This window comes from Pseudothauera lacus, assembly GCF_003034845.1.
Taxonomy (GTDB): Bacteria; Pseudomonadota; Gammaproteobacteria; order Burkholderiales; family Rhodocyclaceae; genus Pseudothauera; species Pseudothauera lacus.
The window spans coordinates 161,865-182,672 of record NZ_PZKC01000007.1; the positions used below are offsets into that span (position 1 = coordinate 161,865).

Annotated in this window: 20 protein-coding genes; 16 read left to right on the forward strand and 4 right to left on the reverse strand. The window is 69.4% G+C overall.

Features of this window, described 5'->3' with window-relative positions:
* The first annotated feature begins 8 nt into the window (after window positions 1-8).
* The 7 genes from C8261_RS10460 (at window position 9) to C8261_RS10485 (ending at window position 6,922) form a co-directional block, all read left to right on the forward strand.
* Window positions 9-1,346 (forward strand): AMP-binding protein, encoded by a 1,338-nt coding sequence (locus C8261_RS10460; RefSeq protein WP_235864895.1) that lies wholly within the window; start codon window positions 9-11, stop codon window positions 1,344-1,346.
* A complete protein-coding gene (locus C8261_RS17480; RefSeq protein WP_219905187.1) occupies window positions 1,346-1,660 on the forward strand; it encodes a hypothetical protein in 315 nt (104 codons plus the stop codon). Before C8261_RS10460 ends, C8261_RS17480 begins: the two co-directional genes overlap by 1 nt.
* A complete protein-coding gene (locus tag C8261_RS10465; RefSeq protein WP_107493647.1) occupies window positions 1,657-2,568 on the forward strand; it encodes an LpxL/LpxP family acyltransferase in 912 nt (303 codons plus the stop codon). The genes C8261_RS17480 and C8261_RS10465 overlap by 4 nt, the downstream gene beginning before the upstream one ends.
* A complete protein-coding gene (locus tag C8261_RS10470; RefSeq protein ID WP_107493648.1) occupies window positions 2,565-3,203 on the forward strand; it encodes a LolA-related protein in 639 nt (212 codons plus the stop codon). The genes C8261_RS10465 and C8261_RS10470 overlap by 4 nt, the downstream gene beginning before the upstream one ends.
* Entirely contained in the window at window positions 3,200-5,536 is a 2,337-nt protein-coding gene (locus tag C8261_RS10475; protein WP_107493649.1) for an MMPL family transporter, read from the forward strand. The genes C8261_RS10470 and C8261_RS10475 overlap by 4 nt, the downstream gene beginning before the upstream one ends.
* Window positions 5,533-6,195: a hypothetical protein gene (locus C8261_RS10480; protein WP_107493650.1), complete on the forward strand. Its 663-nt coding sequence runs from the start codon at window positions 5,533-5,535 to the stop codon at window positions 6,193-6,195. Before C8261_RS10475 ends, C8261_RS10480 begins: the two co-directional genes overlap by 4 nt.
* Before the next feature lie 115 nt (window positions 6,196-6,310).
* A complete protein-coding gene (locus C8261_RS10485) occupies window positions 6,311-6,922 on the forward strand; it encodes a DUF502 domain-containing protein (RefSeq protein WP_107493651.1) in 612 nt (203 codons plus the stop codon).
* 193 nt (window positions 6,923-7,115) lie between these two features.
* On the opposite strand, the gene C8261_RS10490 is transcribed toward C8261_RS10485, so the two are convergent.
* Both C8261_RS10490 and C8261_RS10495 read right to left on the reverse strand, forming a co-directional pair.
* Window positions 7,116-8,450, reverse strand: a complete 1,335-nt coding sequence (locus C8261_RS10490; RefSeq protein WP_107493652.1) for a hemolysin family protein — start codon at window positions 8,448-8,450, stop codon at window positions 7,116-7,118.
* 353 nt (window positions 8,451-8,803) lie between these two features.
* Window positions 8,804-10,027: a CNNM domain-containing protein gene (locus C8261_RS10495; protein WP_219905188.1), complete on the reverse strand. Its 1,224-nt coding sequence runs from the start codon at window positions 10,025-10,027 to the stop codon at window positions 8,804-8,806.
* Window positions 10,028-10,256: 229 nt separating this feature from the next.
* Here C8261_RS10495 and C8261_RS10500 point away from each other — a divergent pair, with 229 nt between their 5' ends.
* The 9 genes from C8261_RS10500 (at window position 10,257) to C8261_RS10540 (ending at window position 19,752) form a co-directional block, all read left to right on the forward strand.
* Window positions 10,257-10,955: an ABC transporter ATP-binding protein gene (locus tag C8261_RS10500; RefSeq protein WP_107493653.1), complete on the forward strand. Its 699-nt coding sequence runs from the start codon at window positions 10,257-10,259 to the stop codon at window positions 10,953-10,955.
* A complete protein-coding gene (locus C8261_RS10505; RefSeq protein WP_107493654.1) occupies window positions 10,939-13,452 on the forward strand; it encodes an ABC transporter permease in 2,514 nt (837 codons plus the stop codon). Before C8261_RS10500 ends, C8261_RS10505 begins: the two co-directional genes overlap by 17 nt.
* 82 nt (window positions 13,453-13,534) lie before the next feature.
* Window positions 13,535-14,347: a polysaccharide deacetylase family protein gene (locus tag C8261_RS10510; RefSeq protein WP_107493655.1), complete on the forward strand. Its 813-nt coding sequence runs from the start codon at window positions 13,535-13,537 to the stop codon at window positions 14,345-14,347.
* Window positions 14,344-15,066, forward strand: a complete 723-nt coding sequence (locus C8261_RS10515; protein WP_107493656.1) for a class I SAM-dependent methyltransferase — start codon at window positions 14,344-14,346, stop codon at window positions 15,064-15,066. The genes C8261_RS10510 and C8261_RS10515 overlap by 4 nt, the downstream gene beginning before the upstream one ends.
* A gap of 48 nt (window positions 15,067-15,114) precedes the next feature.
* Window positions 15,115-16,314, forward strand: a complete 1,200-nt coding sequence (locus C8261_RS10520) for a beta-ketoacyl-[acyl-carrier-protein] synthase family protein (protein WP_107493657.1) — start codon at window positions 15,115-15,117, stop codon at window positions 16,312-16,314.
* Between the two features lie 4 nt (window positions 16,315-16,318).
* Entirely contained in the window at window positions 16,319-17,224 is a 906-nt protein-coding gene (locus C8261_RS10525) for a beta-ketoacyl synthase chain length factor (protein WP_107493658.1), read from the forward strand.
* A 21-nt stretch (window positions 17,225-17,245) separates the two neighbouring features.
* On the forward strand, window positions 17,246-17,704 hold the full coding sequence (locus tag C8261_RS10530) for a 3-hydroxylacyl-ACP dehydratase (protein WP_107493659.1): 459 nt from the start codon (window positions 17,246-17,248) through the stop codon (window positions 17,702-17,704).
* A gap of 16 nt (window positions 17,705-17,720) precedes the next feature.
* Entirely contained in the window at window positions 17,721-18,443 is a 723-nt protein-coding gene (gene fabG / locus C8261_RS10535) for a 3-oxoacyl-ACP reductase FabG (protein ID WP_107493660.1), read from the forward strand.
* Window positions 18,444-18,447: 4 nt separating this feature from the next.
* Entirely contained in the window at window positions 18,448-19,752 is a 1,305-nt protein-coding gene (locus tag C8261_RS10540) for a cation:proton antiporter (protein WP_107493661.1), read from the forward strand.
* 135 nt (window positions 19,753-19,887) lie between these two features.
* On the opposite strand, the gene C8261_RS10545 is transcribed toward C8261_RS10540, so the two are convergent.
* Window positions 19,888-20,187 (reverse strand): addiction module antidote protein, encoded by a 300-nt coding sequence (locus tag C8261_RS10545; protein ID WP_107493662.1) that lies wholly within the window; start codon window positions 20,185-20,187, stop codon window positions 19,888-19,890.
* Between the two features lie 5 nt (window positions 20,188-20,192).
* Window positions 20,193-20,489: a type II toxin-antitoxin system RelE/ParE family toxin gene (locus C8261_RS10550; protein WP_107493663.1), complete on the reverse strand. Its 297-nt coding sequence runs from the start codon at window positions 20,487-20,489 to the stop codon at window positions 20,193-20,195.
* Between the last annotated feature and the right edge of the window lie 319 nt (window positions 20,490-20,808).

Below are 20,808 nucleotides of genomic sequence, written 5' to 3' on the forward strand. Positions count from 1 at the left end.
TCCGCACCGTGCACCTGCCGCTGATTGCCCACACCGACCCGCATGCCGTGGTGGCCTGGCGCCACGGCGCGGCGATCAGCGCCCGCCGCTTCCTGGCCGATGTCCGCACGCTGGCGGCGATGCTGCCGCCGGCTGGCCACATCCTCAACGCCTGCAGCGACCGCTACCGTTTCGCGGTGGGGTTCTGCGCCACCCTGCTGGCCGGCAAGACCAGCCTGCTGCCCTCCACCTACACCGCCGACACGCTGCGCCAGCTTGCCGACTTCGCCCCCGACTGCCACCTCCTCTGCGAAGACGACCCGGCAACGCAGGTGCTGCCGGCGATGCGCTTTCCGGCGCTCGACGATGCCGAGCCCGACGGCGCCTTCGAGGTGCCGCGGATTGCCGCCGACCACGTCGCCGCCTGGGTGTTCACCTCCGGCTCCACCGGCACCCCGGTCCCGCACCGCAAGCGCTGGGGGGCGCTGGTCGCCAATGTCCGCGCCGAGGCCGCGGCGCTCGGCTTCGACCCGGCGCACCCGGCGACACTGGTCGGCACGGTGCCGCCGCAGCACATGTACGGCTTTGAATCCACCGTCCTGCTCGCCCTCCTCAACGGCGCCGCGTTCGATGCCGGACGCCCCTTCTACCCCGCCGACATCGCCGCCGCGCTGGCGCGTGCACGCCCACCGGCGGTGCTGGTGAGCACGCCCTTCCACCTTGCCAAGGTGCTCGATGCCGGCATCGCGCTGCCACCCGCCGCGCTCCTGCTGTCAGCCACCGCGCCCCTGCCGGACGCCCTCGCCCGGCGTGCCGAAGCGGCTTTCGGGGCCGCGCTGCTGGAGATATACGGCAGCACCGAAACCGGCCAGGTGGCCACCCGGCGCCCGGCCTGCGACGAGGCCTGGACGCCCTTTCCCGGCGTGCGCCTGGAGACCCGCGAGACCCGCACCTGGGCCGGCGGCGGCCACATCGAGGAGGAGGTGGCGCTCTCCGATCTCATCGAGCACCTCGCCGACGGCCGCTTCCTGCTCCGCGGCCGCCATGCCGACCTCGTCAACATCGCCGGCAAGCGCACCTCGCTGGGCTGGCTGAACCAGCAGCTGCTGGGCATCCCCGGGGTTGTCGACGGCAGCTTCTACCTGCCCGACGACGACGGCAGCGCCATCGTCCGCCTTGCCGCCTTCGTGGTCGCCCCCGGACTCACCGAGGCCGCACTGCGCAGTGCGCTGCGCGCCCGCATGGATGCCGCCTTCCTGCCGCGCCCGCTGCTCTTCGTAGACAGCCTGCCGCGCAACGCCACCGGCAAGCTGCCGCGCGCCGCGTGCGCCGCCCTGCTCGCCGCCCACCGCCACGGAGAACGCTGATGGACGCCTGCAGCGGCCACGTCCGGTGCCATTTCGCCGCCGACCACCCGGCTTTCGCCGGCCACTTCCCGGGCCGCCCCATCGTGCCCGGGGTCGTCCTCCTCGACGCCGCCGTGCACGCCATCGCCACCGCCACCGGCCATCGCGGCGGCTGGCAGCTCGGCGCGGCGAAGTTCATCCGCGCCCTCGGCCCCGACAGCACCGTCGACATCCACTGGCAGGCGGCGGCAACCGCGGGGACGCTGAACTTCACCATCCGCTGCGGCGAGGATGCGGTCGCCAGCGGCTCCCTGAGCGCGCGCCCGCAGGCATGAGCGCGCCGCCCGCTGCCACCGCCTGGGCGCAGCGCCCGGAGCGCAGCAACATGGCCATGCTGCGCCTGATGGCGTGGCTGTCGCTGCGTCTCGGACGCCCCGCCGGGCGCGCCCTGCTGCACCTCATCGCGGCCTATTTCGTCGCCTTCTCGCCGGCCGCGCGGCGCGCCTCGCGCGACTACCTGCCGCGCGCCCTCGGCCGCCCGGCGCGACTGGCCGACGGCTACCGCCAGGTCTTCGCCTTCGCCGCCACCATCCACGACCGCCTGTACCTGCTCAAGGACCGCTTCGACCTCTTCGACATCGATGTCGACGGGGCCGAACTGCTGCCCGCTGCCGGCGCCCGGGGCGCCCTGCTGTTCGGCGCCCATTTCGGCAGCTTCGAAGTCATCCGCGCCGTCGGCCGCCACCAGCCGGGGCTGCGCATCGCGCTGGCGATGTACGAGGACAACGCCCGCCGCATCAACACCCTGCTCGCCGCCATCAACCCCGCCGCGCGTCCGGAGGTGATTCCCCTCGGCCGCCTCGACGCCATGCTGCGCATCCGCCAGTGCCTCGACGAAGGCGCGCTGGTCGGCGTGCTCGCCGACCGCTCGCTGAGCAGCGACGACCGCGTCGCCGTGCCTGTCCTGGGCAGCCCGGCGGCACTGCCCAGTGGGCCCTTCCGCATGGCGGCGATGTTGCGCGCACCGGTGATCTTCATGGCAGGCCTGTACCATGGCGGCAACCGCTACACCGTACGCTTCCGCCAGCTGGCCGATTTTTCCGCCACCACCCGCGACAGCCGTGCGCACGACATCGACGCGGCGATGCGCGCCTACGCCGCCGAGCTGGAAACCTGCTGCCGCGCGGAACCGTCGAACTGGTTCAATTTCTTTCCCTTCTGGGCCGACCCGCCACCACCATGAAACCGACCACGGCGCCAGCCTGCCAGCGCAGGCCTACATCCCGCCTGCCCCTCCCTGCACTGTGCCGCGCGCTGCTGCTGGGCGCCTGGCTGGGCCTGGGCGCCGGCGCCGCGCCGGCGTATGCCGGCCAGTGGGACGTCGCCGCGCTGATGGAGGTGCTCGCCGGCAACCCCGGCGGACGCGTGCGCTTCGTCGAGACCCGCCACATCAGCCTGCTCGACGGCACACTGGAGAGCCGCGGCGAACTCGTCTTCGTCCCCCCCGACCGCCTCGAACGCCACACCGAGGCGCCGCAGCGCGAAAGCATGGTGCTCGCCGGCGGCACCCTGAGCCTCGAACGCGGCGGGCGCAGTCACACCCTGCGGCTGCGCGACTATCCCGAGGTAGCGGCGCTGATCGACAGCATCCGCGCCACCCTGGCCGGCGACCGTGCGGCGCTGGAACGCCACTACGCGCTCTCGGTTGGCGGCAGCGCGGCGGCATGGACGCTCGACCTGCTGCCCCACGATAGCGAGCTGGCGCGCATCGTGCTGCGCATCAGCATGGCCGGCGAAGGCGCCCACGTCAGCCGCGTCGACATCCTCCAGGCCGACGGCGACCGCTCGTCGATGCGCATCTGGCCGCCCGGACAATGAGCCGTCGCCACCGCCTGTTCGCCCTCGGCGCGTGGCTGCTGCTGGTGGCGATCCTCGGCACGGTAGTCAGCCGCGCCAGCTTCACCGCCGACATGTCGGTGTTCCTGCCCGCCGAACCCACCGCCGAACAGCGCCTGCTGGTCGACCAGCTGCGCGACGGCCTGGTATCGCGCCTGATCCTCGTCGGCATCAGCGGCGGCAGCGCGCAGGGGCGTGCCGACAGCTCGCGCGCGCTCGCCGCCGCGCTGCACGAGGATGCACGCTTCGTGTCGGTGAACAACGGCGCCGCCACCCACCTCGAAGCCGACCGCCAGTGGCTGTTCGAACACCGCTATGCGCTCAGCCCCGCGGTCGATGCGCAGCGCTTCAGCGTCGACGGCCTGCGCGCCGCTCTGAGCGACACCCTGGCGCTGCTCGCTTCGCCGGTGGGCATGCTGGCGCGCCCGCTGGTCACCCGTGACCCCACCGGCGAGCTGCTCACCGTGCTCGCCACCCTCGAACGCGACCAGCAACCGCACAGCGCCGACGGCATCTGGGTCTCCGCCGACGGCGAGAGCGCCCTGCTGCTGGCCTTCACCCGCGCCCAGGGCGGCGACCTCGACGGCCAGGAAGCCGCCATCGCCGCACTGCGCAGCGCCTTCGCGGCCAGCGCCACGGACCCCGGGCTGCGCCTGGAACTGAGCGGTCCGGGCGTCTTCGCGGTGCATTCGCGCGCCGCCATCAAGGGCGACGTCACCCGCATCGCGCTCATCGGCAGCACCCTCATCGTCGCCCTGCTGCTCCTCGTCTACCGCTCCGTACCGGTGCTGCTGCTCGGCCTGCTGCCGGTGATCAGCGGCGCGCTGGCCGGCATCGCCGCGGTCAGCCTGGGCTTCGGCGTGGTCCATGGCCTCACCCTCGGCTTCGGCACCACGCTGATCGGCGAGGCGGTCGACTACGCCATCTACCTGTTCGTCCAGTCCGGCCACGAGGACGACGAGGGCAGCCGCGCCCGCGCCGCCTTCTGGCCCACCATCCGCCTCGGCCTGCTGACCTCGCTGTGCGGCTTCTGCGCCCTGCTCGCCTCGGGCTTTCCGGGGCTCGCGCAGCTCGGCCTGTACTCCATCGCCGGGCTGGCCACGGCAGCGCTGGTGACCCGCTTCCTGCTCCCCGCGCTGCTCCCCGCCGGATTCGCCCTGCGCGATCTGCGCCCGCTCGGCGAACGCCTCGGCGGCGCCCTTGCCCATGCCCGCCGCCTGCGCTGGGCGGTGGTGGTGCTGGCAGCGGCCGCCGCCGCGGTGCTCGCCAGCCAGCGCGGGCAGTTGTGGAACGACGAGCTGCTGGCGCTGAGTCCGGTGCCCGCCGCCGATCAGGCCCTCGACCTGCGCCTGCGCGCCGAGCTCGGCGCGCCCGACGTGCGCTACCTGATCGTCGTCGACGGTGCCGACGCCGAAGCGGCGCTGCAGGCCGCCGAAGCCCTCGCCCCCACCCTTGAGCAGCTGGTCGCGGAAGGCGTCCTCGCCGGCTGGGATGGCCCCAACCGCTACCTGCCCAGCCTCGCCACCCAGCGCCAGCGCCTCGCCGCGCTGCCTGCCCGCGACCAACTGGCCGAGCGCCTGCATGCCGCCACCGCCGGCCTGCCCTTGCGCGCCGAACGCCTGGGCGAGTTCCTCGACGAGGTCGACGCCGCCCGCCAGCGCCCGCCGCAGGGGCCTGCCGAGCTCGCCGGCACCTCGCTGGCGCTGGCCGTCGAAGGCCTGCTGCTGGCCACCGACCACGGCTGGCGCGCGCTGCTGCCGCTGCGCGCGCCAGAGGACGGCGCCCACCACATCGACGCCGACGCCGTCCGCGCCGCCCTCGCCGGCAGCGCACAGAGCGCCCTGTTCATCGACCTGAAGCACGAGTCCGACGCCCTCTACGGCGGCTACCTCGACGAAGCGCTGCGCCTGTCGCTCGGCGGCGTGGCGGTGATCACCGTCCTCCTCGCCTTCTTCCTGCGCAGCACGCGCGCGCTGGTGCAGGTCATGCTGCCGCTGGCCGCCGCGGTGCTGGTGGTCAGCGCGGCGCTGGTACTCGCCGGCCGCCAGCTCATCCTGCTCCACCTCGTCGGCATGCTGCTGGTGGTCGCGGTGGGCTCCAACTACGCCCTCTTCTTTGCCCGCAGCGGCGGCACCCCGGCGCCGCGCACACTCGCCTCGCTGCTCTTCGCCACCCTCACGACGATGACCGGCTTCGGCCTGCTGGCCTTCTCGCAAGTGCCGGTACTGCAGGCCATCGGCATCACCGTCGGCCCTGGCGCCCTGCTCGCGCTGCTGTTCTCAGCAGCACTCAGCGACGGCAAGACGGCGCGATGATTCCGCCACTTCCTCCTGCCTGCAGCGGCACGCTGAACACGCTGACCATTGGCAACGGCCACGCCGACACCCTGCTGGTGCTGCTGGCCGGCGCCTGCGACCGCCCGCAGGATTTCGTCAGCGCCGGCTTCATCGATGCCCTGCACGCCAGCGCACGCGACATCGATCTGATCCTGGTCGAAAGCGATCTCGCCGCGGTGTGCGACGGCAGCCTGCCGGCCCGCCTCGAAGCAGAGGTCCTCGCCCCCGCACGCAGCCGCGGCTACCGCCGCGTGCTCAGCGGCGGCATCTCCATCGGCGCGCTCACCGCACTGATGCACGCCGACACCTTCCCGGCGGGCAGCGACGGCCTCGTGCTGCTCGCCCCCTACCCCGGCGACCGCACAGTCACCGGCGAGATCGCCGCCGCCGGCGGAGTGGGCGCTTGGGCGGGCGACGGCGACTATGCCGCCAATGACGAACGGCGCGGCTGGCGCGCCCTCAAGCGCCTCGGCGCCGACGGCCAGCCGCCATGGCTGGGCTACGGCAGCGCCGACCGCTTCGCCAGCGGCCACGCCCTGATGGCCGCCGCGCTCCCCCCCGGCGCGACATGCGTGCCGCCCGGCGGGCACGACTGGCCGACCTGGCTGGCACTGTGGCAGCACTGGCTGAAACAATGACAATGGCAAAAGGCAATAGCCAGCGCACCCGGGCCTCCGCATGCTCGTCAAAGCGTCGACTGCACTGCTCACGATCATGTCAGACTCCACCTGCTCACCGTCACCTGGAGACTGAATGATGAAATCAATAGGCAGGGTATTCGTTACGGGTCTGCTCACCGTGATCCCCGTCCTTGCCACCGTATTTCTGATCGTATGGTTCGTCGAGGCGGCCGAAGGCCTGGTCGGCGCACAGGTACGGCAGCTGATTCCCGACATCTACTACGTTGCCGGAATGGGCATCGCAGTGGTCTGCCTCATGATCTTCCTGGTCGGGCTGCTGATGCGCGCCTGGCTGTTCCGCGAGCTGACCGCGCGCGCCGAGCGCCTCCTGCTCGCCATTCCGCTGGTACGTTCGATCTACGCCGCGGTGCGCGACTTGCTCGGCCTGATTGTGGAGCGCGACGAGGAAGCGCGGATGCAGGTCGTCGCGGTGGAGTTGCCCGGTACCGGCATGCGCCTGATTGGTTTCGTGACCCGCAGCGACTTCTCCGATCTGCCCCGGGGGGTAGGGCACGAAGGCGAAGTGGCGGTCTATCTGCCGATGAGTTACATGGTAGGTGGTTATACAGTCTTCGTTCCGCGCGAGGCGGTAACAACGCTGGCCTGGTCTCGGGAAGAGGCGATGAAGTTCATCCTCATCGCGGGCATTCGGGCAATGCGCCCTGCGCCCGGCGGGCGAACATGAGGAACTGCCGGCATTGCGCCTGATCTGCTGCGCCAGAAGGGCAGTCGACACTGCCATCAGCACCGCGAGGACAACCCTCCGCACCAGGCATTCGGCAACCTGACCGACCATCACACGAAGACCCGGCAGATCGCGGTCTTGCCACACTCAGCGCGGCAATGCGCACGCAAGCGCATCAGCCTCACTGGGGAAATCAGCCCTCTGCCGGGGTGTCCGACTGGTCTTCTCTCACGAGCCCGGCATCCGGTTCCGGCAGAGGAACCGCCAGCACCTTGTCGATGCGCTTGCCGTCGAGGTCGACCACCTCCAGGCGCCAGCCTTCCCATGTGGCAATGTCGCCCGTACCGGGCAGGCGGCCGAGCAGCCACATCATCATCCCCGACAAGGTATGGTAACGGCCCTTGTCTTCTTCGGGCACCTGCTTGAAGCCGAGCCGGTCCTTCATCTCGACGACGGGGATGAGCCCGTCAAGCAGCCAGGAGCCGTCCTCGCGCTGGACGGCCCAGGCGTCCTCGTCACCTTCGGTCACGAACTCACCTGTAACCGACTCAATCACGTCATGGAGGGTGACCATGCCAAGGACCTCGCCATACTCGTCGATCACGAACACAAAGTAGGTGCCCGAGGTCCTGAAGCGGTCGAGCAATTCCATGCCAGTCAGCGACTCTGGCACGTACACCGCCTCCTGAAGATCCTTGGTGAGGTCAACCGGGTCTCCACGGAGCATCTGCGCGAAGAGCTTCTTTGAGCTTGCCACCCCCGTGATGTCGTCAAGACTGCCGCGGCAGACCGGGAAGCTCGAATGCGCCGATTCGGCAACCAGGGCAAGGTTCTCTTCGACGGGGCGGTTGACGTCAAGATAAACCACTTCCGAACGCGGCACCATCAACGAACCGATCTGCCGTTCGTCGAGGCGGAACACATTGCGAACCATCTCATGCTCGCTCTTCTCGATCACGCCAGCCTCGGACCCTTCGTCCAACAGAGCGTGAATCTCTTCCTCGGTAACCGTAGAAACCTGAGTCTCGCGCTGCCCCATCAGACGCAGCAGGATCGCCGTCGAGCCCGAGAGGAAGTGAACAAACGGGCGCGAGACCGCTGACAGCAGACTCATCGGCCGCGCCACCAGACGGGCGATGCCTTCCGGGTCGAGTTGACCAAGGCGTTTCGGCACCAGTTCGCCGACCACGATGGATACATAGGTGACCACCACGACAACCAGGGTGGTAGCTCCGATTTCGCTCGGGCGCTCGGCCATCCCCAGCCGCTGAAGCCACTCGGCCAGCGGGCTGGCGAGCGCTGCCTCGCCGAAGATGCCGCTGAGGATGCCGATCGAGGTGATGCCGATCTGGATGGTGGACAAAAAGCGGTTCGGATCCTCACCAAGCTTCATGGCAACTGCCGCAGCTCTGTCGCCATCATCGGCCAGTCGCGCCAGGCGTGCGCGGCGCGCCGTGACCAGGGCGATTTCCGACATGGCAAACACGCCGTTGAGCAGAATCAGGATGACAAGTATCAGGATGTCCATGGTCAGTGGTCGTGCGAAGACGGACGAAAACAAGCCTGCCGAGAGGCATGAACGGGTACCCGGAGAACAGCAAGGCGCGAGCCCCCCTTAACCGGGATGATGGATGAATGATACGGGCCGCCAGGCATTGGCGACCCGAGCAGGCCGGCAGGCCTGACCGCGCAAGCGACGGGGGCATCGCCGACGGCTGAGCTCGGCACGCTGGCCGAAAGGGGAATGGGGCAACTCATAGTGCGGGATCTGAAGCGACCCCGCGACATCCTTCATCGATGAAGAAGCTTGCGATCATGCAGGATCGTCGTCCGCCTGTCACCTCGCCGGCGAGGCAATCCCCGCAGGGACGGAGCCGGAACTCAATGCCCGCTCGGCCCGGCATCGGCGGAAGAGGCTCCGTTTGTCGCATCCACTTCCAGTCCGAGCGCCCGCGCCCGCTTCACCCACAGTTGCCGGGCGAGATGCTGCATGTCGTCGACCTTGTCGCCCTCGTCGACGATCTCGATGCCAAGCAGGGTTTCGACCACGTCTTCGAGGGTAACCACGCCCTTGGTTTCGCCATACTCGCCGATCACCACCGCGATGTGATGGCGCTTGTCGAGCAGCAGTTCAAGCAGGGTGGACAAGGGGGTGGCGCCAGCGACGGCGAGGATATCGCGGCGCAGGGCGGTCAGCGGCCGGTCGCCGGTACCCTGCGTCTCTGCCATCAGGAGGTCCTCGCGGAGCACGAAACCGGTCACTGCGTCGAGGTCGGCCGCGTAAACCGGAATGCGTGAGAAGGGCGTGTTCATCTTGGCCTGCAAGGCATCGGAAATGTTCAGGCTCTCGCGCAGGGCGACCATCACCGTGCGCGGCGTCATGATGTCCTGAGCCCGCAGCGAGCCGAAACGGAACAGGTTGCGGATGATGCGCGACTCGCGATCGTTGATGTGCCCGGCTTGCTGGCCAATACTGGCCATCGCGATGAACTCGTCACGACTGAAGACATGCACCGTCTGCCCGCGCGCGATCAGCTTGGTGAGTTTCTCGGACACCAGGATGAGCGGATACATGCTCTTGATCAGGAAGTTCACATACAGCGCGGTAACGCCGGTCAGGCTGCGCCAATACACGGCCCCCAGGGTCTTCGGCAGGATCTCGGAGAGGAACAGGATCAGCAGGGTCATCACGGCGGAGAACACGCCGAACCAGGCGCTGCCGAACACCACCGTCGCCTTGGCGCCGGCGCCGATTGCCCCTACCGTATGGGCAATCGTGTTCAGGGTGAGGATCGCGGCAAGCGAGCGGTCGATGTTCTCGCCCTTGAGCTTCTTGAGCAGGGCGGCACGCTTGGGGTCCGAACTTTCAAGCTCTGCGATGAAGGACGGCGTGATGCTGAGCAGGACGGCTTCCGCCACCGAGCACATGAAGGAGAACAGCAATGCCAGCAGCACATAGGAGAGGAGCAGGATGACGTCGCTGCTCGACGGATCGGCAACCAGACCGGTGTCCGCGGCTGCCGGTAGCGCCGGACCAAGAAGCAGGAGGCCGACGCAGAAAAGGAAACGGGAGGAAAGGTAAGATCGAGGCTCAGGGTCGTTCATGAAAGGCGTGTACCGGTGTGCCGGACGCTGCAGTTGAGAAGCCACGAGACTAGCAGAAAATGCCTTCGTCGAATGTGCGCTTGCGCTGCATGGGGCTCTCCGCCGCCGAGCCTGGAACGAAATGCCGGCACGCGAGACGAACATGGGTCCCGTTCACTGATGACCCGACGCCGCAGCCAGGCCCGAGCATCGCCTGCCGTACCAACCTGCCCATGAGATCAATGCCCTGATGATCCGCCTCCAGAACCTGAGCATGCATTACACCCTGGGCGACTCGCGCATTGACATCCTGCGCGACGTGAGCGTCAACATCGCCGCGGGCGAACGCGTGGCGATTGCCGGCCCCTCGGGCACCGGCAAGACCTCGCTGCTGCTGCTGCTCGCCGGGCTAGAAAAGCCCGCGGCGGGATCGGTGCTGTTCGACGGCCGCGCGCTGGAGACGCTGGATCGCGATCAACTCGCCGATCTGCGGCGCGACCAGATGGGCATCGTGTTTCAGTCCTTCCATCTCGTACCCAGCCTGAGCGCACTGGAAAACGCCGCGCTGCCGCTGGAAATTGCCGGCCGGCGCGATGCGCGCGAGCGCGCCCGGGCGATGCTCGACCGCGTTGGCCTGGGCGGGCGGCTCGACCACTACCCCGGACAGCTTTCCGGCGGCGAGCAGCAGCGCGTGGCGATCGCCCGCGCGCTGGTACATGAACCCAAGCTGGTGCTCGCCGACGAGCCCACCGGCAACCTCGACGACCGCACCGGTGCGGCGATCGGCGAGTTGCTGCTGCATCTGAACGCCGAGAGCGGAACGACCCTGGTGCTGGTCACCCACGACATGCGCTTCGCGGCCCAGTGCGACCGTGTGCTCCGCCTGTCCGGCGGCCGGCTCGTCGAGAGTGAATCGCCCGCGGAGACACCCGATGCGCTCCCTGCTTAGGCTCGCCTGGCTCGATCTGCGCGGCAGCGGGCGCACCTTGTGGGTGTTCTGCGCCTGCCTCACGCTGGGCGTGACGCTGATCGCGGCCAGTGGTGGACTGTACCGCCAGGTCGGCGCCAGCCTGCTTGCCGATACCCGGGTGCTGTTCGGTGGCGATGTCGAGGTCCGCACCCGGGCGCCTTTGCCCGAGGGGATGCTGGAGTGGATGCAGGCGCGCGGCACGGTGTCGCGCCTGATCGAGTTTCGCACCATGCTGATGACAGAGGCTGGCGATGCGCATCTGGTCGAACTGCAGAGCACCGACGACGCCTATCCCCTCTACGGCGCCGTGCACCTCCTCCCCGCTCAGGCCTTGACTGACGCACTCGCCACCCGGGACGGCGTTCACGGCGCGGCAATCGACCGCGTCCTTGCCGACCGGCTGGCCCTGGCGGTCGGCGACCACATCGAACTGGGCATCAGCCTGCTGGAAGTGCGCGCCATCATCGCGCGCCAGCCCGACCGCAGCCTGCGTGCCGACTGGAGCGGTCCGCCGGTGCTGATCTCCGCCGCAGCGCTTGCAGACACGGCCTTGCTGCAACCGGGCAGTCGTCCGGACTATCGCTATCGGGTACGCAGCGAAACCCCGCCGGAGGCCTGGCGCGAGGCGTTCATGAGCGCCTTTCCAGACAGCGAAGCCGAGGTGCGCACCTTCATCGAGCGCAATGCCCGCCTCGGTGAAGTACTCGGGCAGATCGGCTCAGGCGTGCTGTTGATCGGCTTCAGCGCGCTGTTCATCGGAGGCCTGGGGGTGTTCAACAGTGTCCAGGCTTACCTGCAGGGCAAACTCGGCACCCTCGCCACACTGCGAGCCATCGGCTTGCGCGACGGACGACTTGCGGCCGTTTACCTGCTGCAGATCCTCATCCTGGCCAGTGCGTCGGCCCTCGCCGGAGTGCTGCTGGGCGCCTTGCTGGCAATGATCGGCAGCAGCGTCGTGGCCGAGCGCTTGCCGCTCGCCGGGAATTGGACCTTGCTGCTCGCGCCGCTCGCCGCCGCGTGGTTGATGGGGGTACTGATCGCGTTGCTCTTCGCGCTGCCCGCGCTTGGCCGCGCGCTGACCGTCGAGCCGGCGGCCCTGTTCCGTGGCGTGCTCGGCGTCACCACCCGCACCCCGACCCTGGCCTGGCGGCTGACCGCCATCTGCGCCCTGGTGGCGATCGGATTTCTGCTCGTCGTGATGCCCGACCCGCTGTTCGGCCTTGCCTTTGTTGCCGCGTTGTTGCTGGTGCTGGCCTTGCTCGAAGGCCTGGTGCGACTGTTGCAAAGGGCGGCGCGGCGTCTGGCCGGAAGCCCCTGGCTGCTGGGACGATTCGCCTTGCGCATGGCCGTCACCGGTCTGTACCGGGCCGACTCGCCGCTGCGTCCGACACTGCTCTCACTGGGTTCCGCGCTCACGCTGTTGGTCGCGTCGACCGTGGTGGTGCTGGCGCTGCTCCACACCATCGAGGAAACCGTACCGCAGCGCGCCCCGGCGCTGGTCTTCTACGACATCGCCGCCGCGCAGAAAGACGACTTCGATGCCCTGGTGCATGAAGCCCCCTCGCTCGACCAGCTCGATCTCGCGCCTTTGGTGCTGGGCCGACTTGCGGCCGTCAGCGCCGAGGAGTTGCGCGACAGCGCCGACCCGCGACGCCGCCTGGAAGCACGTGACGAGCACAAGATGAGCACCCTGCAGAACAATTTCGACCAGGTAGTTATCACCCGTGGCGCCTGGTGGCCGGACGGCTACCGTGGTCCGGCACGGGTAGCCATGGAGGACCGCGAAGCGGATCAGCTCGGCCTGCAGATCGGCGACACACTGGTGTTCGAGATCCTTGGCCAGCGGATCAGCGCCGAACTCGTCGCCATCTATGCCCAGAAGCGCTTTCAGTCGCGTCTGTGGCTGGAGGCAATTTTCTCCGACGGCGCGCTCGACCCCTTCATCACCCGCTACGTCGGCATGGCCTACATGAACGGAACTGATGCGGTCGCCACGCAGAATCGCATCGCCGCCGCGCAACCCAATGTGGTTACGGTGCGCACCGACCTGCTCCTTGACGAAGCACGCGCCATCCTCGGTCGGGCTGCGGCCGGCCTGAGCGCGATTGCCGCAGTCACCCTGAGCGCCAGCCTGCTGGTGCTGGTCAGCATCATCGCCGCGAGCCGCACGCGGCAAATCTATCTCGCCACCTTGCTCAACACGCTAGGGGCCAGAGTCGGTGTCATCGGCCGCACCCTGTACCTGGAACATCTGCTGCTCGCCGCACTGACGACAGCCTTCGCCAGCGTTGCCGGCAGTGCGCTGGCCACACTGCTGCTGCACTACCGGCTCGAACTCGGCGCGCCCCCGGGCTGGCTCGCCGGCCCCGCGGTGGCAACGGCAATCAGCCTGGGGGCACTTGGATCGGGTGCGCATTACCTCCTGCGCCAGCTGCGTTTGTCGCCGGCGACGATCCTGCGCAGCGCCAGCACCTGAGGATGGCAGGAGCGGCCTCAGCGTCGCAAGTGCCAGGAGGATCGCCATCGAACGGCGCACGTTGCACGCTACAATCGCGCCCATGACGCCCCCTGCACCCCGCCGCTGGCGCCCGTCCCCGCTCATCCAGCTGTCGATCGGCACCCACCTCGGTGCGCTCGGCGCGCTGCTGGCATGGCCGCAGCACTGGGCGGTGGCGCTGGCTGCGGTGTTCGCCTGCCATCTCGCCCTTACCGTGGCCGGATTGCTGCCGCGCTGCAGCCTGCTGGGGCCCAACCTCACCCGCCTGCCGGCGGCCGCCTGCGCGCGCCGCGAGATCGCCCTGACCATCGACGACGGCCCCGATCCGCAGGTCACCCCGCAGGTGCTGGCGCTGCTCGACGAGGCCGGCGCGCGGGCGAGCTTCTTCTGCATCGGCGAACGCGCCGCCGCCCACCCCGAGCTGATCGCCGAGATCGTCCGCCGCGGGCATACCGTGGAGAACCACTCGCAGCACCACCGCCACCATTTCTCGCTCTTCGGCCCGCGCCGCATCCATGCCGATGTCGCCGCCGCACAGCACACCCTCGGCCAGCTCGCCGGCAGCACCCCGCACTTCTTCCGTGCCCCGGCGGGCCTGCGCAATCCCTTCCTGGAGCCGGTGCTGGCGCACCTGGGGCTGCGCCTGGCGGCGTGGACGCGGCGCGCCTACGACACCCGCGAGGGCGACCCCGCGCGCGTGCTCGCCCGCCTCTGCCAGGGGCTGACCGCCGGCGACATCCTGCTGCTGCACGACGGCCATGCCGCCCGCACAGCCGATGGCCGGCCGGTGATCCTCGCCGTGCTGCCCGCCCTGCTCGAACGCATCGCCGCCGCCGGCCTGCGCCCCGTCACCCTGCGCCACGCCCTGCAATGACCGCTGCCTTTCGCAAACGGCTGCTCGATGCCGCCACCGCCCCCTATCGCCCCGCCGGGCACTTCGCCTGGCATTTCGCCCGTGGCAAACTCAGCCGCGACCCGGTGTTCTTTGCCCTGCTGCGCGAGGGCATGCTGCCGGCGGCATGCCGCATCATCGACCTCGGCTGCGGCCAGGCCCTGCTCGCCAACCTGCTCACCGCCGCGCAGCGCCTGCACGCTGCCGGCGACTGGCCAGCCGACTGGCCGCCGCCGCCACAACTGACCGGCTACCGCGGCATCGAGCTGATGCCCAAGGACGTGGCGCGCGCGCAACCGGCGCTGCCGCCGGGCGCCGAGGTGGTGTGCGGCGACATCCGCCACAGCGACTTCGGCCAGGCCAATCTGGCGATCATCCTCGACTCCCTGCACTACATCGACATCGCCGCGCAGAACGACGTGCTGACGCGCATCCGCGACACCCTGGCGCCCGCCGGCACCCTGGTACTGCGGGTGGGCGACGCTGCCGCCGGCCTGCCCTTCAAGCTGTGCATGTGGGTGGACCGCACGGTGACCTTCGTGCGCGGCCACCGCCTCGGGCAACTGCACTGCCGCCCGGCGGCCGACTGGCGTGCCACGCTGGAGTCGCTGGGTTTCGCGGTGCGCAGCATGCCGATGGACGCCGGCACCCCCTTCGCCAACACCCTGCTGCTGGCGCGGCTGGGCGGAGAGAACGGCTGAGCCGGGCGGGTTTGTTAGAATCGCCCGATATTCCAGCGGAACACCTCCTTGAAGCCCCTGATCCTCTCCCACTACACCGCCACCAGTTGCCTGGGCGCCGGCCTCGCCGCCACCCGTGCGGCACTGGCCGACGGGCGCAGCGGCCTCACCCGCTGCGACTTCGAGACCGTCACCCTGGACACCTGGATCGGCCGCGTGGCGGGCGTTGAGGACGTGGCCATGGCCCCCGGGCTGGAAGCCTACCGCGCCCGCAACAACCAGCTTGCCCTGCTCGGCCTGCAGCAGGACGGCTTCCTCGCCGCGGCGCGCGCCGCGGTGGCGCGCTACGGCGCGCAGCGTGTGGCGGTAATCCTCGGCACCAGCACCTCGGCGATCCTCGAAACCGAACTCGCCTACCGCCAGCGCGATCCGCGCAGCGGCGCTCTGCCGGCGGAATTCGATTACCGCAGCACCCACAACATCCACTCGGTGTCCGAGTTCGTGCGCCGCGCGGTGGGCACCGCCGGGCCGGACTGGGTGATCTCCACCGCCTGTTCATCGGGCGCCAAGGTGTTCGCCGCCGCCGCGCGCCTGATCGCCACCGGGCTGGTCGATGCCGCCATCGTCGGCGGGGTGGATTCGCTGTGCCTGACCACGCTGTACGGCTTCAACTCGCTGGAGCTGGTCGCGGCCTCGCCGTGCCGGCCCTACGATCCGGCACGCAACGGCATTTCCATCGGCGAAGCCGCCGCCTTCGCGCTGCTTGAACGCGCGCCGCAGACGCCGCCGCCCGGCGCAGTGCTGCTCTCCGGCTGCGGCGAATCGAGCGACGCCCACCACATGTCCTCGCCACATCCGCAGGGCCTGGGCGCGCGCCTGGCGATGGAGGCGGCGCTCACCGGCGCCGGCCTGGCACCGGCCGACATCGACTACATCAACCTGCACGGCACCGGCACCCCGGCCAACGACGCCGCCGAAGGGCTGGCGGTGCACACCCTGTTCGGCACCGCCACCCCGGCCAGCTCCACCAAGGGCGCTACCGGCCACACCCTGGGCGCGGCCGGCGCGCTGGAGGCGGTGTTCTGCGCCGTGGCGCTGGCCGACGGGCTGATTCCCGGCAGCCCCGGCACCACTGCGGTGGATCCCGCGATCGCCATCGATTACGCCCGCGCAGCGCGCCCGGCAAGGCTGCGCCACGTGCTGAGCAACTCACTCGGCTTCGGCGGCACCAACTGCAGCCTGGTGTTCTCACGCGCGGCGGAGGCCTGAAACGATGACCCTGACCGCCACCCCCACCCGCGCGCTGACCGCCCGCATTGCCGGCATCGGCCTGATCGGCCCCGGCCTCGACGACTGGCCGGCCGCCTGCGCCGTGCTGGCCGGCAGCTCCGCCCATGAGCCAGCCGCCACCCGCATCCCCACCCCGGACCTGCTGCCGGCGGCCGAACGCCGCCGCCTCGGCGCGGTGGTCAAGCTCGCCATCGCCACCGGCCTGCAGGCCGTGCGCGCCGCGGGCGGCGACGCGGCGACGCTGGCGACGGTGTTCGCCTCTTCGGGCGGCGACGGCGCCAACTGCCACGCCATCTGCGAAACCCTGGCAGGGGCGGACCGGCTGATCTCGCCGACCCGCTTCCACAATTCGGTGAACAACGCCGCCTCCGGCTACTGGGGCATCGCGGTGCGCGCGATGGCACCCTCGACCACGGTGTCGGCCTTCGACGGCAGCCTCGGCGCCGGCCTCCTGGAAGCCTTCGCGCTGATCGCCGACAGCCGCGCGCCGGTGCTGCTGATCGTCTACGACCACCCCTACCCCGCCCCGCTCGACGCCACCCGCCCGCTGCCCGACGCCTTCGGCATGGCGCTGCTGCTGAGCCCGGCAGAGGCCGGCGAAGGCCCGCTGCTGAGCCTGAGCGGCTTCACCGCCGCGCCCGTCGACACCCTTGCCGAACCGGCCCTCGAAGCCCTGCGCCGCGGCATCCCGGCGGCGCGCGCGCTGCCCCTGCTCGCCCGCCTGGCGCGCGGCGAAAGCGGCGGCGTGGTACTCGACTACCTCGACGGCCTGCACCTGCAGTTCGAGCTGGATGTCGGTCGGTCAAGCACCGTTCGGGCTGAGCCCGTCGAAGCCCGTTTGGAGGCACTGCCTGAGAACGCCCTTCGACAGGCTCAGGGCGAACGGTAGCGCAAGGTGAATCTGAACGGCATGACTGCCGCGTTCCCCGACCGCGCCTGGATCCTCGCGCACATCCCGCACCAGGGCAGCATGTGCCTGCTCGATGCCGTCACCGCCTGGGACACGGTCCACGTCCGCTGCACCGCCAGCAGCCACCGCGACGCGGCCAATCCGCTGCGCGCCCACGGCCGCCTGGGGGTGATGACCGGCATCGAGTACGCCGCCCAGGCCATTGCTGTGCATGGCGCGCTGCTCGCCGGCGCGGACGCCCCGCCGGCGCCGGGTTTCCTCGGCAGCGCGCGCGGGGTGGAATGCCTGGTCGACCGCCTCGACGACCTCGACGCACCGCTCGAAATCGCCGCCGAACGCCTGTCGGGCGACGCCCGCACCCTGCTCTACGCCTTCACCGTCGCGGCCGCCGGACGCACGCTGCTGCGCGGGCGTGCGGCGGTGGTGCTGCAGGCCGACACCCCTCCTTCAACCTCCTGAACGGGAAGCCCCGCATATGACCCAGCGCGCCCTGGTCACCGGCGGCAGCGGCGGCATCGGCCGCGCGATCTGCCTGCGCCTCGCCACCGACGGCTACGAAGTCATCGTTCACGCCAACCGTAATCTGGCCGCCGCCGAAGCCATCGCCGCGGAGATCCGGGCCGCCGGCGGGCAGGCACGGGCGGTGGCCTTCGACATCACCGACGCCGAAGCCACGCGCGCCGCGCTGGAGGCCCTGCTCGCCGAACGCGCCGTACAGGTGCTGGTGAACAACGCCGGCCTGCACGACGATGCGGTCTTCCCCGGCATGTCGGCCACGCAGTGGCAGCGCGTCATCGACGTGAACCTCAACGGCTTCTTCAATGTCACCCAGCCCCTCACCCTGCCGATGATCCGCACCCGCCGCGGGCGCATCATCAACATCAGCTCGGTGGCCGCACTGGCCGGCAACCGCGGCCAGGTCAACTACGCCGCCGCCAAGGGCGCGCTGCATTCCGCCACCAAGGCGCTGGCGCTGGAGCTCGCCCCACGCGGGGTGACGGTGAACGCGGTGGCACCGGGCATCATCGCCACCGCGATGATCGAAGGCAGCTTCGACACCGAGGCGGTATCCCGCCTGGTGCCGATGAAGCGCGCCGGCACGCCGCAGGAGGTCGCCGACCTGGTCGGCTTCCTGGCCTCCGACCAGGCCGCCTACATCACCGGCCAGGTGATCTCGATCAACGGCGGGATGATCTGAAATCATGACCACCCCTGCGGACGCCCTGCAAGCCGTCAGCGTGCACCACGCCGAAACGCTGCTGTTCTTCACCCTGCTGCAGCTCGCCATCATCATCCTCGCCGCGCGCGCCGGCGGCATCCTGGCGGTGCGTTGGGGGCAGTCCTCGGCGGTGGGCGAGATCATCACCGGCATCCTGCTCGGCCCCTCGCTGTTCGGCTGGGCGATGCCGGAGGTGTTCGACTACGTCTTCCACAGCGCGCCGCCCGAGCCGATGCAGATCCTCTCCCAGGTCGGCCTGCTGCTGCTGATGTTCCAGATCGGCCTGGAGTTCGACTTCGGCCACCTCAACGAACGCAAGCACCGCCGCACCGTGATGTGGGTGGCCGGCGCCGGCCTGCTGACGCCCTTCGCCCTCGGTTTCGGGCTGGGCTGGACGGTGCCGGCGATGCAGGTGCCGGGCAACAGCGCACTGCTCACCGGACTGTTCATCGCCACCGCATTCTCGATCACCGCACTGCCCATCCTCGGGCGCATCATGATCGAGTTCCAGCTCACCCGCAGCCCGCTCGGCGTCATCGCCATCAGCGCCGCGGCGATCAACGACGTCATCGGCTGGCTGCTGCTGGCGCTGGTCTCCACCCTCGCGGTATCGCACTTCCAGCCGCTCGCCTTCGGCCTCAAGATCGCCATGGTGCTGGGCTTCTTCGCGCTGTGCTGGTGGGGCGTGCGCCCGCTTGCCAAGCGCATGGTGCGCGCCGCCCGCCCGCGCCGCGGGCGCTTCCCGCCCACCCTGATGGGCGCGCTGCTGGCGCTGATCTTCGTGGCCGGCATGAGCACCTACCAGCTCGGCATCTTCGCCATCTTCGGCGGCTTCATGATGGGCGTGATCCTGCACGACGAACCCGGCCTGCGCGAAGCCTGGAACACCCGCGTCGGCCACTTCGTCACGGTGTTCTTCCTGCCCATCTTCTTCACCTACACCGGCCTGCGCACCGACATCGGCAGCCTCGATTCACTGGAAGCCTGGGGCTGGTGCGTGCTGGTGGTGGGGCTGGCCACCCTGGGCAAGTTCGGCGGCTCCTGGCTCGCCGCGCGGCGCTGCGGCCTCGGCCACCACGAGGCCAGCATCCTCGGCATCATGATGAACACCCGCGCGCTGATGGAACTGGTGGTGATCAACGTCGGCTACGACCTCGGGGTGATCTCGCAGGAAGTGTTCACCATGCTGGTGATCATGGCCATCGCCAGCACCGTGGTCACCACCCCCTGCCTGCGCTGGTGGCTGCCCAGGATCGGCCACCGCCTGCCGGCGGCGGTGCGGGAGTAGGCGAGTCACCGGTGAACCTCGCTGACGGCGGCGGCTTGCGGTACGGCTCGTCCGTAATCAGCACCAACAGCTCCTGCGCTTGTTCCGCAGCGTAGCGGGCAGGGCGTCCGGTTGGCGGAGGGGCTGGGCACCTTGTTAGGTGTGACTCGCCTCGGCATGAAGTTTCAAACCGAGAGCGCGAACGACCTTAAGAATTGTGTCGAAGCCGGGGCTGCGTTCGCCGGAAAGAGCCTTATAGAGGCTTTCGCGGGAGAGTCCCGCATCGCGGGCGACCTGGGCCATGCCTCTGGCACGGGCGATATCGCCAAGGGCCTTTGCGATAAAGGCGGCATCTCCGTCTGCCTCTTCAAGGCAAGCTTCGAGATAGGCGGCCATCTCCTCAGGGGTTCGGAGATGTTCTGAAACGTCGTAGCGAGTGGTAGATGTCTTGGCCATAGCGGCTACTCCGAAAGGCTTCGAGCGAGACGTAAAGCTGCCTTGATGTCTTTGGCCTGAGTGCTCTTGTCGCCACCGGCCAAGAGAATGATCAACTCACGCCCTCGCTGCTTGAAATACACCCGATAACCGGGACCATAGTTGATACGCAACTCGGAGACGCCTTCGCCGACGGGCTCGACGTCACCGGGATTCCCGGCCGCGAGGCGCTCGATTCTGGCTTGCACCCGCGCACGTGCCTGGAGGTCACGCAATGCGTCGAGCCAATGAGTGAAGGCATCGGTCTTTCGAATTTCGATCATACAGCGACTGTAGTCGCGCGGCTACACGCAGTCAATCTTGGCGACGGGCTGAAAGCTGCCCAACGTTTGACATGAGAGGCGCTTGGAGGCCGTAGGCCGGAAAGCGTCCTCTCGATGGAAGGGTTGAACGAAGCCGCTACGCGGAGAGGTCGCCCGCCGGGCACCCACGAACTATCCTGCATGACGACTCCATCACGGTGATGGCGTCGATTCTGCATGACTTCGTGAGGAGTGACCAGCATGCCATCGAACTTTCCCGCCGACTTTTCCCGGCAGTACGACAGCCATCTCAAGCATCTGAAGCTGAAGGGCCTGCAGC

Excerpts from the sequence above, each read along its gene's own strand:
- C8261_RS10470 (WP_107493648.1), top strand. The coding sequence starts at position 2,565 with ATGAAACCGACCACGGCGCCAGCCTGCCAGCGCAGGCCTACATCCCGC.
- fabG (WP_107493660.1), top strand. The coding sequence starts at position 17,721 with ATGACCCAGCGCGCCCTGGTCACCGGCGGCAGCGGCGGCATCGGCCGC.
- C8261_RS10485 (WP_107493651.1), top strand. The coding sequence starts at position 6,311 with ATGATGAAATCAATAGGCAGGGTATTCGTTACGGGTCTGCTCACCGTG.
- C8261_RS10475 (WP_107493649.1), top strand. The coding sequence starts at position 3,200 with ATGAGCCGTCGCCACCGCCTGTTCGCCCTCGGCGCGTGGCTGCTGCTG.
- C8261_RS10545 (WP_107493662.1), bottom strand. The coding sequence starts at position 20,187 with ATGGCCAAGACATCTACCACTCGCTACGACGTTTCAGAACATCTCCGA.
- C8261_RS10525 (WP_107493658.1), top strand. The coding sequence starts at position 16,319 with ATGACCCTGACCGCCACCCCCACCCGCGCGCTGACCGCCCGCATTGCC.
- C8261_RS10510 (WP_107493655.1), top strand. The coding sequence starts at position 13,535 with ATGACGCCCCCTGCACCCCGCCGCTGGCGCCCGTCCCCGCTCATCCAG.
- C8261_RS10550 (WP_107493663.1), bottom strand. The coding sequence starts at position 20,489 with ATGATCGAAATTCGAAAGACCGATGCCTTCACTCATTGGCTCGACGCA.
- C8261_RS10465 (WP_107493647.1), top strand. The coding sequence starts at position 1,657 with ATGAGCGCGCCGCCCGCTGCCACCGCCTGGGCGCAGCGCCCGGAGCGC.
- C8261_RS10490 (WP_107493652.1), bottom strand. The coding sequence starts at position 8,450 with ATGGACATCCTGATACTTGTCATCCTGATTCTGCTCAACGGCGTGTTT.
- C8261_RS17480 (WP_219905187.1), top strand. The coding sequence starts at position 1,346 with ATGGACGCCTGCAGCGGCCACGTCCGGTGCCATTTCGCCGCCGACCAC.
- C8261_RS10515 (WP_107493656.1), top strand. The coding sequence starts at position 14,344 with ATGACCGCTGCCTTTCGCAAACGGCTGCTCGATGCCGCCACCGCCCCC.
- C8261_RS10480 (WP_107493650.1), top strand. The coding sequence starts at position 5,533 with ATGATTCCGCCACTTCCTCCTGCCTGCAGCGGCACGCTGAACACGCTG.
- C8261_RS10505 (WP_107493654.1), top strand. The coding sequence starts at position 10,939 with ATGCGCTCCCTGCTTAGGCTCGCCTGGCTCGATCTGCGCGGCAGCGGG.
- C8261_RS10530 (WP_107493659.1), top strand. The coding sequence starts at position 17,246 with ATGACTGCCGCGTTCCCCGACCGCGCCTGGATCCTCGCGCACATCCCG.
- C8261_RS10540 (WP_107493661.1), top strand. The coding sequence starts at position 18,448 with ATGACCACCCCTGCGGACGCCCTGCAAGCCGTCAGCGTGCACCACGCC.
- C8261_RS10500 (WP_107493653.1), top strand. The coding sequence starts at position 10,257 with ATGATCCGCCTCCAGAACCTGAGCATGCATTACACCCTGGGCGACTCG.
- C8261_RS10495 (WP_219905188.1), bottom strand. The coding sequence starts at position 10,027 with ATGAACGACCCTGAGCCTCGATCTTACCTTTCCTCCCGTTTCCTTTTC.